The sequence below is a fragment of the Mesorhizobium sp. P3_A10 genome, from assembly GCF_056403175.1.
The window spans coordinates 212,714-227,071 of the sequence record NZ_JBFUFZ010000002.1 but is presented as its reverse complement, the minus strand read 5'-3'; the positions used below and the strand labels follow the sequence as shown (position 1 = coordinate 227,071).

The following is a 14,358-nucleotide window of genomic DNA, read 5'->3' as shown; positions in this document are numbered from 1 at the left end:
CGGGGCGGGATTTTCGCTAAAATCCGCGAAAACCTGGGAGGAATGGTATGATATCGCGCGTGGCAGTGGTCGCCCTTGTTGTTCTTGGTTTTGCCAATTCGGCATCGGCGTTTGAGATATCGAGCCCTTCCGTTGCCGACGGAAAATGGGACTTGAAATACATCGCCGACAAAGCCGGCGGCTGCGACGGACAAAACGTCTCGATTGCCCTGAACTGGAAGGATCCGCCGGCCGGCACCAAAAGCTACATGCTGACCATGTTCGATCCGGACGCCATGGGTGGTGGTGTGGGCTGGTGGCACTGGCAGGTGTGGAACATTCCGGCGGGCGCCAGCGGATTGCCCGAGGGTGCCGGGTCGAAGAGCGGCAAAGGCCTGCCCAGGGGCGCTGTTCAGGGCAAGGCCGACCTTGGCCGCACTGGCTATCTCGGGCCTTGTCCGCCGCCCGGCAGCGGTCTTCATCATTACGTCATCACGCTCTATGCAATGAAGGAGGCAAAACTCCACACCGAGGCCAACGCATCGCCCACCATGCTGGTGGCCGATGCGTTGGGCGAGTCTCTTGGCAAGGCAAGTGTGACCTATACCTGGAGTCGTTGATCGCGAACTTTCGATCGAAGAAGATCGTGCCCAATCAACAGGATAGAGAAAAATCCTGAATCAACCAGCGAGGGTCAGAGTGCCGGAATGCTCCGGCGCCACGCAGTTCGCTGGCCCAGCTTACTCCGCCGCCAGTTTGTCCTGCGTGTTCGTGTCGAAATCGCTGGCATCGTGGCGCTCGTGCAATTGCAGCGCCGGCTCGCCGAAAGCGCGGTTGACCATGCGGCCGCGCTTCACCGCCGGCCTGGCGTCGATGGCCTTGGCCCAGCGCTGCACGTGCTTGTACTCCTCGACCGACAGGAAGGCGCCGGCATCATTGTACATGTGGCCGAGCGCCAGACCGCCATACCAGGGCCACACCGCCATGTCGGCGATCGTGTAGTCGGCGCCGCCCAGATACTCTGACTCAGCCAGCCTGCGGTCGAGCACGTCCATCTGCCGCTTGGTCTCCATGGCGAAGCGGTCGATGGCATATTCGATCTTGGTCGGCGCATAGGCGTAGAAATGGCCGAAGCCGCCGCCGAGATACGGCGCCGAGCCCATCTGCCAGAACAGCCAGGACAGCGCCTCGGCGCGCGCCGGCTGCTCGGTCGGCAGGAATTCGCCGAACTTTTCGGCGAGATAGAGAAGGATCGAGCCGGATTCGAACACGCGTACCGGCTCCTTGCCGCTGCGGTCGAGCAGCGCCGGGATTTTTGAGTTGGGATTGACCTCGACGAAGCCTGAGCCGAACTGGTCGCCGTCGTTGATGCGGATCAGCCAGGCGTCGTATTCAGCGCCGCTCTGGCCGCGCGCCAGAAGCTCCTCCAGCATGACCGTCACCTTGACGCCGTTGGGCGTCGCCAGCGAATAGAGCTGCAGCGGATGCTTGCCGACAGGCAGCTCCTTGTCGTGCGTCGGGCCGGCGATCGGCCGGTTGATGCTGGCGAAAGCACCGCCATTTGCCTTGTTCCAGGTCCATACTTTCGGCGGCGTGTATTCGGTCATGTCGGGAGGCCTCGTGTTTTGGCGGGGGAGGGTGTTGGCGCCTCGCACGTTGCGCGGCGCGGGATTGATCGGCGGGGGCAGAGTTACATTTAGGTACCGGTGCGCGGGCTGGAAAGGGGGAAGTCCAACTTTTGTTGAACTATTGTCGATGCCGGCCAATGTCGGCGCCGCAAACCCTGAAGTGAGTATCCCTGTCCCGAGCCCTTGCGCCTCGTCCCGTGTGTCATACCTATAGAAGACATCGCCAAAGCATTTGCATCGCATACCCAGGACAAAAAGCATGACCATCGATCCCAATTTGCGCTCCGTCGTGGCCGTGCGCGCCTCGATCCCCGAAGATGCCTTCACGGCGTCGGGACTGGGCACCCGCCGCGAAGGCAGCGGCGTCGTCATCCGCCCCGACGGGCTGGTGCTGACCATCGGCTATCTCATCACCGAGGCGGAGGAAGTCTGGCTGACCGCCCAGGACGGCCGCGTCGTGCCGGCGCACGCGCTGGCCTATGACCAGGAAACTGGTTTTGGCCTGGTGCAGGCGCTTGCCCCGCTTGGCCTGCCGGCGCTGGCGCTCGGCGACGCCGGCAAAGCCAAGGTCGGCGATCCCGTGGTGCTTGCCGACGGCACCGGCCGCTCGGTCAAGGCGCACATCGTCACCAAGCAGGAATTCGCCGGCTATTGGGAATATCTGCTCGACGAGGCGATCTTCATCGCGCCCGCCCATCCGTCATGGGGCGGGGCCGCCCTCATCGGCGAGGACGGCTCGCTGCTCGGCATCGGCTCGCTGATGCTGCAGATGAGCCGCAACGGCGAGGTCGCCGACATCAACATGGTGGTGCCGATCAACCTCTTGCCGCCGATCCTCGACGACCTCCTGACCCGTGGCCAGGTGGCCAAGCCGCCGCGCCCCTGGCTCGGCGCCTTCTCCGCCGAAAACAACGGCGCGGTGGTGGTGATGAGTGTCGCCGCCGGCGGCCCGGCCGCCAAGGCAGGCCTGCGCCAGGGCGATATCATCTCGGATGTCCGAGACGGTGAGGTTGACGGTCTCGCCGATTTCTATCGCAAGCTGTGGCAGAACCCGGCTGGCGCGGAAATCCCCTTGAGGGTGGTGCGCGACGGCCGCGACACCTGGCTGCGCATCAAGTCCGCCGACCGCAACAGCTTTCTCAAGAAGCCGCATTTGCAGTGAGGCGGGGGAGAAGGCCAAGGGCTCTCACTTCACCAGCGGACTTTCCCAGACGACGAACAACAGCGCCTTGAGCTGGGCGAACCGCTCCGGACCAAGTTCGGCGCGCCACTCCTCCTCGATGTCGCGCAGGATGTCGACCATCTTCCAGAAGGCGGCGTGGCCGCGTTCGGTGGACCGCACCACGCGCGCGCCGCCTTCGCCGGAAATATCGGAGCGGATGATATAGCCGTAGCCTTCGAGGCTGCTGAGCAACTGGTTGATGGCCTGTTTGCTCATGCCGGCGCGCTCGGCGATGGTGCCGGGGCGCGCGCCGTCCGGCCCGGGAAACTGCAACACCGCCATATGCGGCAGGCGCAATTCGTCGAAACCGGCGGCGTTGAGTTCCTTGATCAGCCGGCGCTGGATCGCCTGCGCCGGCACACGCAGCAGGGCGCCGATCAGCAGGTCCTGGGTCTTGGTCTGGAGAACTTCGGTTGCGGTGGCCATTGACGATCCGGTAAATTGAGTTTACTCGTATCCAGTAAATGTAATTTACCCTAAGGGATTTCACAATGCCAAATTCAGTCATCGAGCCGCGCATCAATCCCGCCGACGAAACCATAGGCATCAAAGGCTTTGCGGTCCGCTTCCTGCTGACCGGCGAGGACTCGAACGGCAGCATCGCGGCCTTCGAGCTCAAGGTGCCGACCGGGCTGCGGCTGCCGGCGCCAGCGCACCGCCACGACCATTACGAGGAGACGATCTACGGCCTCGAGGGCGTGCTGACCTGGACGGTCGACGACATCGCGATCGATGTCGGCCCAGGGCAGGCGCTGTGCATTCCCCGCGGTGCCGCCCATCGCTTCGACAACAACGGCAACCAGGATGTGAAGGCGCTCTGCGTGGTGACGCCGGCAGCGATCGGTCCTGAATACTTCCGCGAGGCTTTTGCGGTGCTCGCTGCTGCCGCTGGCGGTCCGCCGGATCGGGCCAAGATGGCCGACATCATGCGCCGCCACGGCCTGACGCCGGTCGCGCCGAAGGCCTGATTTTCCCTGAGCCGGCGAAGGGCTCGGTGTCCGCCTGCCGGGTCCCTGCTGCTGCGCAGCGTCCCGGCGTTCGCTGGCCTTTCATCGTGTCACCGGCACGATGAGTTCGCTTCGCGAACCGGTCTGCTCACTCCCGCAATCGGTAGCGCTGGCGCCGCTGTCCCACACGGCAAACGGGACGACCTTGCCTGCGACCGATACGATCCTGTGCACCCTGGTGCCATCCGGCTGCATCTTGCTGCTTTTGCCCTTGCCGGTCAGCAGATTGTAGTCGCAGTCGCTTGCGACATTGTCCTTCATGTAGTCGTGATAGTCATAGGCATAGCCGGCGACGACGAAGGCGTCGTTGCGCCAGGCAATCGTCAGCGTCTGGTCGGTCCGTGCGCCATTCATCGGTATGCCCGGTATATAGAGCTTGATCGAGCCGTTCGGCAGCGCGGTCAGTTCCGGCTCGACATAGGAGGCCTCGTAGCCCGGCCGGTCGTAGCCGTTCCATTCGCCATACATCTGCTCCTGCACGACCCCGGCAGGCTTGAGAAAATTGTGTTCCTTGTCCCTGAGGAAAAAATGCATGTCCATGGCAGTGCCGGGTTCTGTTTCCACGATCATCGCCAGGTCAGTGGCGCCGTCGCCGTTCCAGTCACCGGTGGCCGCGGCGATGATTTTCTGGGTTTCGATCGGCTCGCCGAGTGCAGCGTCAGCGAACAGAAAACTTGCAAGCAGCAAGGCGAGGCCGAGGAGCATCGATCGCATGGCATTTCCCGAGGTGAGGGTGAGATGTCCGGAACAAAAACATAGGGATAGAAGATTTTTCGGAAGCTACATCATGGCGGGAAAAACCGCCATGGACATTGGCGACGGCGAGAACGAGCGCGGCCTCGCGCGGCAGCATGGCAAGCCACAGCGGCTGTTGACGAGGTCCGGCGGTTGCTTCATCCAGACGACCATGGCGGCACCGGAGGGACGAGAACGATGACAACGATCGAGACGCGGATGCTCCTGTGATGGCGCCGGTCAAGGTCGATCCCGACAAGGTGCACGAATTCCCCGACGCAGCCAGCTTCTACGCCTGGCTCGCTAAGCACCACGACAGTGAGACCGAGGTCTGGATCAAGGTGCACAAGGTCGGCTCAGGCCTGCCGTCGATCACGCCGAAGGAGGCCATCGATGCCGTGCTGTGCTGGGGCTGGATCGACGCCGTGCGCAAGGGTTTTGACGACAGGAGCTTTTTGCAGCGCTACACGCCGCGTGGCAAGAAGAGCATCTGGAGCCAGATCAACATCGACAATGTCGCCCGGCTTGTCGAGGAGGGCCGCATGACCGGGCATGGGCTGAAACAGGTCGACGCCGCCAAGGCCGACGGTCGCTGGGCGCGCGCCTATGCAAGCGGCAAGGATATGAAAATCCCCGACGATTTGCAGGCGGCCATCGACGCCGAGCCGGCAGCCAAAGAGATGCTGGGAAAGCTCAGCGCGCAGAACCGCTTCGCGCTCGCCTTTCGCACCCACAACATGAAGACCGAGGCGGGGCGCAGGAAAAAGATCGACACCTTCGTCGAGATGCTGAAGCGCGGCGAGACGATCTACCCGCAGGGCAGGAAGTGACGCTCGGCTCGCTCGGTTCGCGGCTCCTCACCCCACCGGCACCTCCAGCCCCACCTTGACCCGGTCCATGGCGACAAAAGTGCGAAAACGCTTGACGTTGTTGTTTTCGAAGAACAGCCGCCTTGTCAGCGCCTCGTAGTCGGCCATCGTCGCGACGGTGACGACGAGGATGAAGTCGGCTTCTCCGGTCACGTAGTAGCACTGCTGCACCTCGGGCACCGAGGCGAAGTCGCGCTTGGCGGCGTCGATCAGCGCGGCGCGCTCGCTGACCACCTCCACCTCGACGAACAGCGTGATCGGATGGCCGACCTTGGCCGGGTCGACCAGGGCGACATTGGCGCGGATGACGCCGCTTTCCTCCATACGCCGGATGCGCCTCTGCACGGCCGGCGCCGAGAGGTTGACGGCCTCGCCGATCACCCGCTGCGGCGTCGTGTTGTCCTTCTGCAGGATGGCGAGGATGGCGCGGTCGAAACTGTCGAGGCTTTGCGGCATTTTCCGCTCCAGACGAAACAAACTTGCATTCGAAGGGCCCAAACAGAGCGCAACTCTCGCCCTTGTTGCAATAGACATACGTCATCACAGGAAACGGCTGCCAATGTTTTTGCTCAACCGCTCGCCCGAACATCGCGCGCCGCTCGACCCCGCCGATGCCACGACGCTGGGCGTGGTCGGGGCCGAAGAGGCCGAACGCTTCTTGGCTGAGCGGCGCAATCATGCGGAAACGCCGCTGCATGCCTTGCCGGCGATGGCGGCCGAACTTGGGCTGGGTTCGCTCCACGTCAAGGACGAAGGCTTTCGGCTCGGGCTCGGCAGCTTCAAGGCGCTGGGCGGCTCCTACGCCGTCATCCGGCTGGTGCTGGAGGAGGCGCAAAAGCGGCTCGGCCGCGGCGTCGACATTGGCGACCTGCATGCGCCCGAGGTGGCGGCAGTCGCCGCCGGCATGACTTTCGCCTGCGCCACCGACGGCAATCACGGCCGCTCGGTGGCGCAAGGCGCGCAACTGGTCGGCGCCCGATCGGTCATCTTCGTCCACTCAGGCGTCAGCGACGAGCGCGTCGCGGCAATCGCTCGCTTCGGCGCCGAGATGGTGCGGGTCGATGGCAGTTACGACCAGTCGGTAGTGGAAGCCGCAAGGGTCGCGGCGGAGCAGGGCTGGACCGTCGTCTCCGACACCTCGTGGCCGGGCTATGAGCGCATCCCGGGGCTGGTCATGCAAGGCTATACGGTGATGGTGCGCGAGGCGCTGCGCCATCTCAGCCAACCGCTGACGCATGTCTTCCTGCAGGCCGGCGTCGGCGGCTTCGCCGCGGCCGTCGCCGGTCATTTCAGCATACTGTTTGGCGAGCAGAGACCGATGGTCGTGGTGGTCGAGCCCGCGCGGGCGGCGTGCATTTATGCAACGGCCAAGGCCGGGCACCCTGTAAAAATCGCGCATGACGCACCGACGGTTATGGCGATGCTCGAATGCTACGAGGCCTCGCCGCTCGCCTGGCGGGTGCTGGCGCGGGTCGCCGATGCCTTCATGACGGTCGACGAGGGCGATGCGATCGCGGTCATGAACCGGCTGGCGCGGCCGTCAGGCAGCGATCCCGCGATTGTCTCCGGCGAGAGCGGCGGGGCCGGGCTGGCGGGACTGATCCGCGCTGTGACGGCTCAGGACATGCGAGCAGCCCTTGGCCTCGATGCCAACGCGCGCGTGCTGGTCATCAACACCGAAGGCGCCACCGATCCCGGCCGCTATGGCGAGCTTGTCGGCATGGCGTCGGACGAGGTTGCCAAGGCACGGGCAGGACCGATGGCATGAGCAATCCGACCATCAATTCCAGCCGCTTGCTCGACCGCATTCGCGAACTGGGCTCGCTTGGCCGCGATGCGCAGGGACAGCTGGTTCGGGTCGCGGCTTCCGACATGGACAGGATCGGCCGCGACCGTCTCGTCGGCTGGCTCAGCGAGAGTGGGCTGGAGGTCGCCATCGACCGCATCGGCAACATCTTCGGCATCTGGAAAACCAGTGACAACGAGGACAAGGCTCCCATTCTCCTCGGCTCGCATATCGACACGGTGATCGATGCCGGCATCTATGATGGCTGCTATGGCGTGCTCGCCGGGCTCGAAGCGATCGTGAGCCTGAAGGAGGCCGGTTTTGCGCCCGCGCGTCCGATCGTCGTCGCCGCCTTCACCAATGAGGAAGGTGTGCGCTACATGCCCGACATGATGGGCTCGCTGGTCTTTGTCGGCGGCCTCGGCATCGAGGAAGCGCTTGCCGTCGTCGGCACCGATGGTTCGGTGCTCGGCCGGGAACTCGAACGCATCGGCTATGCCGGTGTGCACCAGCCGGGCTTCCTTAGGCCGCATGCCTATGTCGAGCTGCATATCGAGCAGGGTCCGGTGCTGGAGCGCGAGCGCGTGGCCATCGGCGCTGTCGAGAACCTGCAAGGCATTTCCTGGCAGCGCGTCACCATCGACGGCGTTGCCAACCATGCCGGCACCACGCCGATGTCGATGCGCAGGGATGCCGGTGCTGCCGCCGCCCGCGTCATCAGCTTCCTGCAGGATCGCGCCAGTGCTTCGCCGGCCACGGTGGCGACGGTCGGCACCATCGCCTTCGAACCGAACGCTATCAACGTCATCCCGTCGCGGGCGAGCTTCACCGTCGACCTGCGCGATCCCGATGAGGATCGGCTCCAGGTCGAGGAAGCGGCGCTCGCTTCCTATCTCGATGCGCTCGCCGACAACGCGGGCGTGACAATCGCGGTTGAAAGGCTGGCGCGCTTCGAACCGGTGACCTTCGATAGCCGCATCGTCGACCTCATCGAGGCAACGGCGAAGGCCCATGGTCTCTCGTGCCGGCGCATGACGTCGGGCGCCGGGCATGACGCACAGATGATTGCGCGGATCGCGCCGTCTGCGATGATCTTCGTACCGAGCCGGGGCGGTATCAGCCACAACCCGGCGGAATACACCGCCGACGACGAACTGGTCGCGGGGGCGAATATCTTGCTTGGCGTCGCCGCCAGGCTTGCGTCGCAACAGAAGGGGGGCTCGAGATGACCGATCTCAACGCACTTCATCACGAAATGACCGCGTGGCGGCAGGATCTGCATGCCCATCCCGAATTCGGCTTCGAGGAGAAGCGCACGTCTGCCTTCGTCGCCAAAAAACTGCGCGAATTCGGGCTGGACGTCGCCGAGGGCATCGGCGGCACCGGTGTCGTCGGCACGCTGACGCGCGGCGGCGGCAACCGGGCGATTGCCTTACGCGCCGACATGGATGCCTTGCGCATCGCCGAACAGGGCACGCAGACCTATCGCTCGCAGACGCCTGGCACCATGCACGCCTGTGGCCATGACGGCCACACCTCGATGCTGCTTGGCGCGGCAAAGCTGCTGGCCAGCGAAGGCGGCTTCGACGGCACCGTGCGCTTCATCTTCCAGCCGGCCGAGGAGTGGGGCAGGGGCGCGCTCGCCATGCTGGATGACGGCCTGCTGCAGCGCTTTCCCTTCGAGGAGATTTTTGGCCTGCACAACATGCCGGGTCTGGCGGTCGGCCATTTCGAGACACGCGTTGGCTCGTTCATGTCGGCCGAGGACAATTTCGAGATCGTGCTGAAAGGCGTCGGCGGCCATGCGGCGCGGCCGCATTCCGGCAGCGAGACGCTGGTCGCCGCCTGCGCGCTGGTCACCGCGCTGCAGACCATCGTCTCGCGCCGGCTGAGCCCGGCCGATATCGGCGTCGTCTCCGTCACCGAGCTGATCACCGACGGCACCCGCAACGCGCTGCCCGGCCTGGCGCGCATTCTTGGCGACGCCAGGAGTTTTCGCCCCGAAGTCAGCGCCGAGATCGAAAAGCAGATGCGCAGCATCGCCGAGGGCACTGCGCAGGCCTACAACGTCTCGGCCGAGGTGACTTACACGCGCGAATTCGTGCCGCTGGTCAACGATGCGGCAATGGTCGACGAGGCGTTCGCCGCCGCCAGGAGCGTGCTGGCCGCCGACGCCGTCGGCGTCGCGGCGGAACCGATGACCGGCTCTGAGGACTTTGCCCGCTTCCTCGACCATGTGCCGGGATGCTTCGTCTTCCTCGGCAACGGCAACTCCGCCCCGCTGCACAACCCGTCCTACGACTTCAACGACGAAGGCCTGCTGCACGGCGCCCGCTTCCACGCCGCGATTGCGCGCCAGCGCTTGCCTGGGGGGTGAGGCCGTCGACGACGTCAACACCACGGCGGCCAATGCGCTGGCCTGCGCTGACGACGCCTGCCACGCAGCCAAGGCTGCCGGGCGCAATCGCTTCGCGGTGTTTGAGCGGCGCCGGGATGCTGCCCCCGCATTCCCCAAACCGTGTTCCGCCCAGCCCCAGCATCGCCGTCCCGGCTGAGACAAATCCACCGCCGTCGGATCGCGGGGAAGCAATGCGAATCATGCTTGCCACGCTTGCCCCGGTTTCCTGCGGCTGCGCATCGGCCGGGCGGGGGATGCGCCTATAGTCCCTTGGGGCCATGATCGCACGGCCGGTAGCAGTCATGCCCTTGGGCTCGACCCGAGGGCGTAGCGATTTTGCGGCAACGGCATGCCGAAACAAAGACAGGTCATGGACGAGAAGCAGAGAGCCATCCTCGACGAAATCCCGCGTTTGCGGCGCTATGCGCGCTCGCTTCTGCGCGACCGCGATTCCGCCGACGATCTCGTCCAGGACTGTCTGGAACGGGCGCTTAAACGGCTCGACAACTGGCAGACGGGCGAAAGCCCCAGAAAATGGTTGTTCACGATCATGCATCATCTGTTCATTGATCAGGTGCGCAAGCTGAACCGGCGCGGCGAGGCCTCGATGCTGCCGCTGGAGGCCGGCGACGTGCAGGCTGCTCCTGCCGATCAGTTGGAGGCCGTCGCCGCGCGCGAGATCATCGACGCCCTGCAGGCGGTCAGCCCTGACAGGCGCGCCGCGCTGACGACGGTTGCCATCGAAGGTTTTTCCAACGCCGAGGCCGCCGAGATGCTCGGCGTGCCGGCCGGCACGCTGATGTCGCGCATCGCGCGCGGACGTGAGGAACTGCGCGGCCTGCTCTACGACACCGCGCGCCGCCGCTCGATAAGGATTTTCGAGACCGAGGCCCCGACAGGTCGGAAAAACCTGACTGCGATCAGGGCACCGATGGCATGATGGGTGGCATGATGAGGCCGCACGGCATGATGACGCCCAACTACAACCGTTGCCCGGTATGTGGGCGCCGGTCGCCGGTAACGGTTTCTTCTCTGGTTTTGTGCACATTGGCCGCAAAAGGGCGGGCAAAGCCAGGGCATGGCCAAACAGAAAACACGCAACGGAGAGTTCTGGGCGCTGGCGCTTGAGCGCGCCCATCTTGGCGTCTGGGACTGGGATCTGGCGAGCGGCGACTGCTTCTACTCGCCCACCTGGTCGCGCATGCTGGGCTATGACGATGGCGAACTGGCCAACAGCAGCGATCTCTGGCTGAAACTGACGCATCCCGACGATCGCGAGCGGGCGCAGGCCAGCGGCGACCGCCACATTGCCGGCCTGACTCCTTCGATCGAGACCGAGCTCAGGCTGCGGCACAAGGACGGTCACTGGGTCTGGGTGCTGGATCGCGGTGGTGTGGTCGAGCACGATGCCGCCGGCAAGCCGGTCAGGCTGATGGGTGTGCAGACCGACATCACCAGGCAGAAGGCTGCGGAAGCCCAGCTCGAACAGGTCAATATCCGCTTCGGCCTGGCGCTTGCCGCCAGCGGCACCGGCATCTGGCACCATGATATCGGCACCCACAAGAGCTATTGGGATGCGCGCACCAGGGACATCTTCGGCCTGGTCGCCGACACCGACGAGGTGACGGCCGATCTCTGGCACACCTATCTGCATCCCGAGGACAAGGAAGTCACCGAGCACGCTCACCAGGTGCCCGTCGGCTCGAATGCCGTCATCGCCTCGCAATACCGTATCGTCAAGCGCGACGGCGAAATCCGGCATGTGGAATCGCTGGTGCGCTTCATCGCCGCCGGCTCGGCCGGCCAGATCCTGGGCACCGTGCGCGACATCACCGAGGCCAAGCTGCGCGAGCGGGAGCTTGCCTATGCGGCGCATCACGATGCGCTGACCGGTCTTTTGAACCGCACCGCCTTCGACAGGCTGCTGGCCGATCATATCGCCACGGTGCGCCGGCTGCCGCTGGCGGTGTTCTATGTCGACCTCGACTACTTCAAGGCCTTGAACGACTTCGCCGGCCACGCCGCCGGCGATATGGCGCTGAAGAGCGTTGCCGGCGGCATTGTCCGCCGCCTGCCGTCATCGGCGCATGCCGCGCGGCTGGGTGGCGACGAGTTCGCACTGCTTGTCCCGAACTGCGATGCCGCGCAGGCCGAGAGGCTGGCCGCTGCTGTTCTTGGCGCGGTTCGCGATGCCGACCTCGGACTGGCGGCAACGTCGCGCAAGCTCGCAGCCAGCATCGGCATCGCCTTTGTCGACGATCCCAACACCACGGTGGCCGACGCGCTGGCTTGCGCCGACGACGCCTGCTACGCGGCCAAGGCTGCCGGGCGCAATCGCTTCGCGGTATTCTCCGCCGAGACGGCATCGGGCTCAGGCGGCCTCAACGCGGCGCGCGTCGCAGCCGATACCGTCGATGCCATGGAAGATGGCAGGCTGAAATTGTTCGGCCAGGAAATCCATCTGCTCGGACGGCCATGGGAACAGAGCCGTCATGTCGAGGTTCTGGCGCGGCTGGTCGGGCGCAACGGCAAGCTGATCCCGCCGGTCGAGTTCATCCCGGTCGCCGAACGTTTTGGCATCGCCTCGCGGCTCGACCGCTGGATCATCAGGACGGCGCTCTCGACCTACGGCCCGGCGCTGAAAGCGGGCGCGTTGACGCTCGGCTTCAACCTGTCGGCGCAGACGCTGAGCGACCCGCAACTGTGGGACTTTGTCGACAGCGTCATCGACGAGACCGGGACGCCGCATTGCGGTATCGGTTTCGAGATCACCGAAACCGCGGCCGTCACCAATTTCGATGCCGCCGAACAGTTCGTGCGCAAGGCGCGTGAGCGGCGCTGCCGCGTCAGCCTCGACGATTTCGGCGCCGGCATGAGTTCGTTCGAGTACCTCCGGCGCTTTCCCGTCGACACGATCAAGATCGACGGCTCCTTCATCGAGCACATCGTGCAAAGCCGCTTCGATCGCGAGATCGTGCTGGCCATCACCAGTATCGCCAGAAGCCTCGGCTGCTCCGTGGTGGCCGAGAAGATCGAACAGCAGACGGCGCTCGACATGCTGAGGGATATGGGCGTCGACTCCGGTCAGGGCTTTCTGCTGCACCGGCCCGAGCCGCTGGAAGCGATCGTGGCGCGAGCGACCGCCCAGGTGGCTTTGCGCGAGAGGCGGCAGGCCTAGAGCAATTCCAGGAAAAGTGTGAAACGGTTTTCCGTCCGGAATTGCGTCAAAACAAAGAGATAGAGCGGTTCTTCGTTTCCGTGAAACGATGAAACGCTCTAGAGCCGTCTTTTCGCACGAACACGGGGCACGCTCCCGACTGTATCCAGTCGCAGCCCTACAGCGCTTTGGGTGGCTTGGCGAAGGCTGTTGACTTCCAATCATTATACATTATATGCAATCATATATTGAAAGACCGCAAAGGAAAAGAGGTCATGCAGCCCGTCAGGATTACCGACAAGCTCTCGGTCATGGGGCAGCCTCCGCTAGGGGCTTTTCCGCTGTTGGCCGCGCAGGGCTTTGCGGCCATCATCAACAACAGGCCTGACGGCGAGGAAATCGGCCAGCCCGCTTCCGCCGCCGAACAGGCGGCGGCCGGCAAGGCCGGCCTTACCTATGTCCATATCCCGGTTACCGGCGCGACCATCACGACAGCCGATGTGCGGGCTTTCCAGGCGGCGATCGCCGCTGCCGAGGGGCCGGTGCTCGCCCATTGCAAGAGCGGCACGCGCGCCCTGACGCTCCATGTCATCGGCGAAGTGCTGGACGGACGCATGGACACGCAGTATGTGCGGGCCTTCGGCGACGCGCATGGCTTCAATCTCGCCGGCGCCGAGGCCTGGCTCGCTGCGCATCCGCCGGTCGCGCGGCCCGCCGTCTGGGGCCTGTTCGATCCGCGCAGCTCAAGTATCCAGTATGTCGTGTCCGACCCGACGACGAAGCTGTGCGCCATCGTCGATCCGGTGCTCGACTTCGACGAAAAGTCCGGCGCGACGGACACCGGGAATGCCGATGCCATCCTTGCCTATGTCGCGGACAATGGCCTAACGGTCCAGTGGATCCTTGACACCCATCCGCACGCCGATCATCTGTCGGCCGCGTCCTACCTGAAGGGCAGGACGGGTGCGCCGACCGCGATAGGTGCCCGCGTCGTCGACGTCCAGCGTCTCTGGAAGGGAATTTACAACTGGCCTACGCTGCCGGCGGACGGCTCGCAATGGGACCGGCTGTTTGCCGATGGCGATCGCTTCAAGGTCGGTTCGATCGACGCCCATGTGCTGTTCTCGCCGGGCCATACGTTGGCGTCCGTCACCTATGTGATCGGTGACGCGGCCCTTGTGCACGACACGCTGTTCATGCCGGACAGCGGCACGGCGCGGGCGGATTTCCCCGGCGGCAGCGCGAAGGCCCTGTGGGGATCGATCCAGCGGATCCTGGCGCTACCGGATGAAACGCGTCTGTTCACCGGCCACGATTACCAGCCGGGCGGCCGCGAGCCGCGCTGGGAAAGCACGGTCGCCGGGCAGAAGCGATCGAACCCGCACATTGCCGGGATCGACGAGGCGGCCTTCGTCGCGCTTCGCCAGGCGCGCGACCGCACGCTGCCGATGCCCAAGCTCATCCTGCACGCGCTGCAGGTGAATGTGTGCGGCGGGCGCTTGCCGGAGCCGGAAGACAATGGCCGGCGCTACCTGAAATTTCCGCTCGATGCGCTTGCCGGCGCGGCGTGGGGTTGA

General features: G+C 64.8%; 15 protein-coding genes. 11 read left to right on the top strand and 4 right to left on the bottom strand.

Going from position 1 to position 14,358, the window contains the following annotated elements; genetic code table 11:
- The first annotated feature begins 47 nt into the window (after nucleotides 1–47).
- A complete protein-coding gene (locus AC1DXU_RS07885; protein WP_477366654.1) occupies nucleotides 48–599 on the top strand; it encodes a YbhB/YbcL family Raf kinase inhibitor-like protein in 552 nt (183 codons plus the stop codon).
- Nucleotides 600–719: 120 nt separating this feature from the next.
- Here the strand turns inward: AC1DXU_RS07885 and yghU are convergent, their stop codons facing one another.
- Nucleotides 720–1,586, bottom strand: coding sequence for a glutathione-dependent disulfide-bond oxidoreductase (yghU, locus tag AC1DXU_RS07880; protein ID WP_477366651.1), 867 nt, complete (start codon nucleotides 1,584–1,586; stop codon nucleotides 720–722).
- A 280-nt stretch (nucleotides 1,587–1,866) separates the two neighbouring features.
- On the opposite strand from yghU, the gene AC1DXU_RS07875 reads away from it, so the two are divergent.
- Complete coding sequence (locus AC1DXU_RS07875) at nucleotides 1,867–2,769, top strand: S1C family serine protease (protein WP_477366648.1); 903 nt, start codon at nucleotides 1,867–1,869, stop codon at nucleotides 2,767–2,769.
- Nucleotides 2,770–2,793: 24 nt separating this feature from the next.
- Here the strand turns inward: AC1DXU_RS07875 and AC1DXU_RS07870 are convergent, their stop codons facing one another.
- Entirely contained in the window at nucleotides 2,794–3,255 is a 462-nt protein-coding gene (locus AC1DXU_RS07870; RefSeq protein ID WP_477366645.1) for a MarR family winged helix-turn-helix transcriptional regulator, read from the bottom strand.
- 65 nt (nucleotides 3,256–3,320) lie between these two features.
- Here AC1DXU_RS07870 and AC1DXU_RS07865 point away from each other — a divergent pair, with 65 nt between their 5' ends.
- Nucleotides 3,321–3,797, top strand: coding sequence for a cupin domain-containing protein (locus AC1DXU_RS07865; protein ID WP_477366642.1), 477 nt, complete (start codon nucleotides 3,321–3,323; stop codon nucleotides 3,795–3,797).
- Between the two features lie 81 nt (nucleotides 3,798–3,878).
- Here AC1DXU_RS07865 and AC1DXU_RS07860 read toward each other — a convergent pair whose 3' ends face one another.
- The gene (locus tag AC1DXU_RS07860) at nucleotides 3,879–4,550 is read right to left on the bottom strand and encodes a hypothetical protein (RefSeq protein ID WP_477366639.1); all 672 of its coding nucleotides are present in this window, start codon (nucleotides 4,548–4,550) and stop codon (nucleotides 3,879–3,881) included.
- Between the two features lie 73 nt (nucleotides 4,551–4,623).
- Here AC1DXU_RS07860 and AC1DXU_RS07855 point away from each other — a divergent pair, with 73 nt between their 5' ends.
- The gene (locus AC1DXU_RS07855) at nucleotides 4,624–4,773 is read left to right on the top strand and encodes a hypothetical protein (RefSeq protein ID WP_477366636.1); all 150 of its coding nucleotides are present in this window, start codon (nucleotides 4,624–4,626) and stop codon (nucleotides 4,771–4,773) included.
- A 28-nt stretch (nucleotides 4,774–4,801) separates the two neighbouring features.
- The gene (locus tag AC1DXU_RS07850; RefSeq protein WP_477366633.1) at nucleotides 4,802–5,401 is read left to right on the top strand and encodes a YdeI/OmpD-associated family protein; all 600 of its coding nucleotides are present in this window, start codon (nucleotides 4,802–4,804) and stop codon (nucleotides 5,399–5,401) included.
- 27 nt (nucleotides 5,402–5,428) lie between these two features.
- Here AC1DXU_RS07850 and AC1DXU_RS07845 read toward each other — a convergent pair whose 3' ends face one another.
- Nucleotides 5,429–5,896: an Lrp/AsnC family transcriptional regulator gene (locus AC1DXU_RS07845; protein ID WP_477366631.1), complete on the bottom strand. Its 468-nt coding sequence runs from the start codon at nucleotides 5,894–5,896 to the stop codon at nucleotides 5,429–5,431.
- 103 nt (nucleotides 5,897–5,999) lie between these two features.
- Between AC1DXU_RS07845 and AC1DXU_RS07840 the strand changes: the two genes are divergently transcribed.
- The 6 genes from AC1DXU_RS07840 (at nucleotide 6,000) to blh (ending at nucleotide 14,358) form a co-directional block, all read left to right on the top strand.
- A complete protein-coding gene (locus tag AC1DXU_RS07840; RefSeq protein WP_477366628.1) occupies nucleotides 6,000–7,208 on the top strand; it encodes a diaminopropionate ammonia-lyase in 1,209 nt (402 codons plus the stop codon).
- Complete coding sequence (locus tag AC1DXU_RS07835; protein ID WP_477366625.1) at nucleotides 7,205–8,455, top strand: allantoate amidohydrolase; 1,251 nt, start codon at nucleotides 7,205–7,207, stop codon at nucleotides 8,453–8,455. Before AC1DXU_RS07840 ends, AC1DXU_RS07835 begins: the two co-directional genes overlap by 4 nt.
- Entirely contained in the window at nucleotides 8,452–9,603 is a 1,152-nt protein-coding gene (locus AC1DXU_RS07830; protein WP_477366622.1) for a M20 aminoacylase family protein, read from the top strand. The genes AC1DXU_RS07835 and AC1DXU_RS07830 overlap by 4 nt, the downstream gene beginning before the upstream one ends.
- 391 nt (nucleotides 9,604–9,994) lie before the next feature.
- Nucleotides 9,995–10,564 carry a sigma-70 family RNA polymerase sigma factor gene (locus AC1DXU_RS07825; protein ID WP_477368880.1) on the top strand — a complete coding sequence of 190 codons (570 nt, stop codon included), beginning with the start codon at nucleotides 9,995–9,997 and terminating at the stop codon, nucleotides 10,562–10,564.
- A gap of 138 nt (nucleotides 10,565–10,702) precedes the next feature.
- Nucleotides 10,703–12,802: an EAL domain-containing protein gene (locus AC1DXU_RS07820; protein ID WP_477366619.1), complete on the top strand. Its 2,100-nt coding sequence runs from the start codon at nucleotides 10,703–10,705 to the stop codon at nucleotides 12,800–12,802.
- Between the two features lie 254 nt (nucleotides 12,803–13,056).
- On the top strand, nucleotides 13,057–14,358 hold the full coding sequence (gene blh / locus AC1DXU_RS07815) for a bifunctional sulfur transferase/dioxygenase Blh (protein ID WP_477366616.1): 1,302 nt from the start codon (nucleotides 13,057–13,059) through the stop codon (nucleotides 14,356–14,358).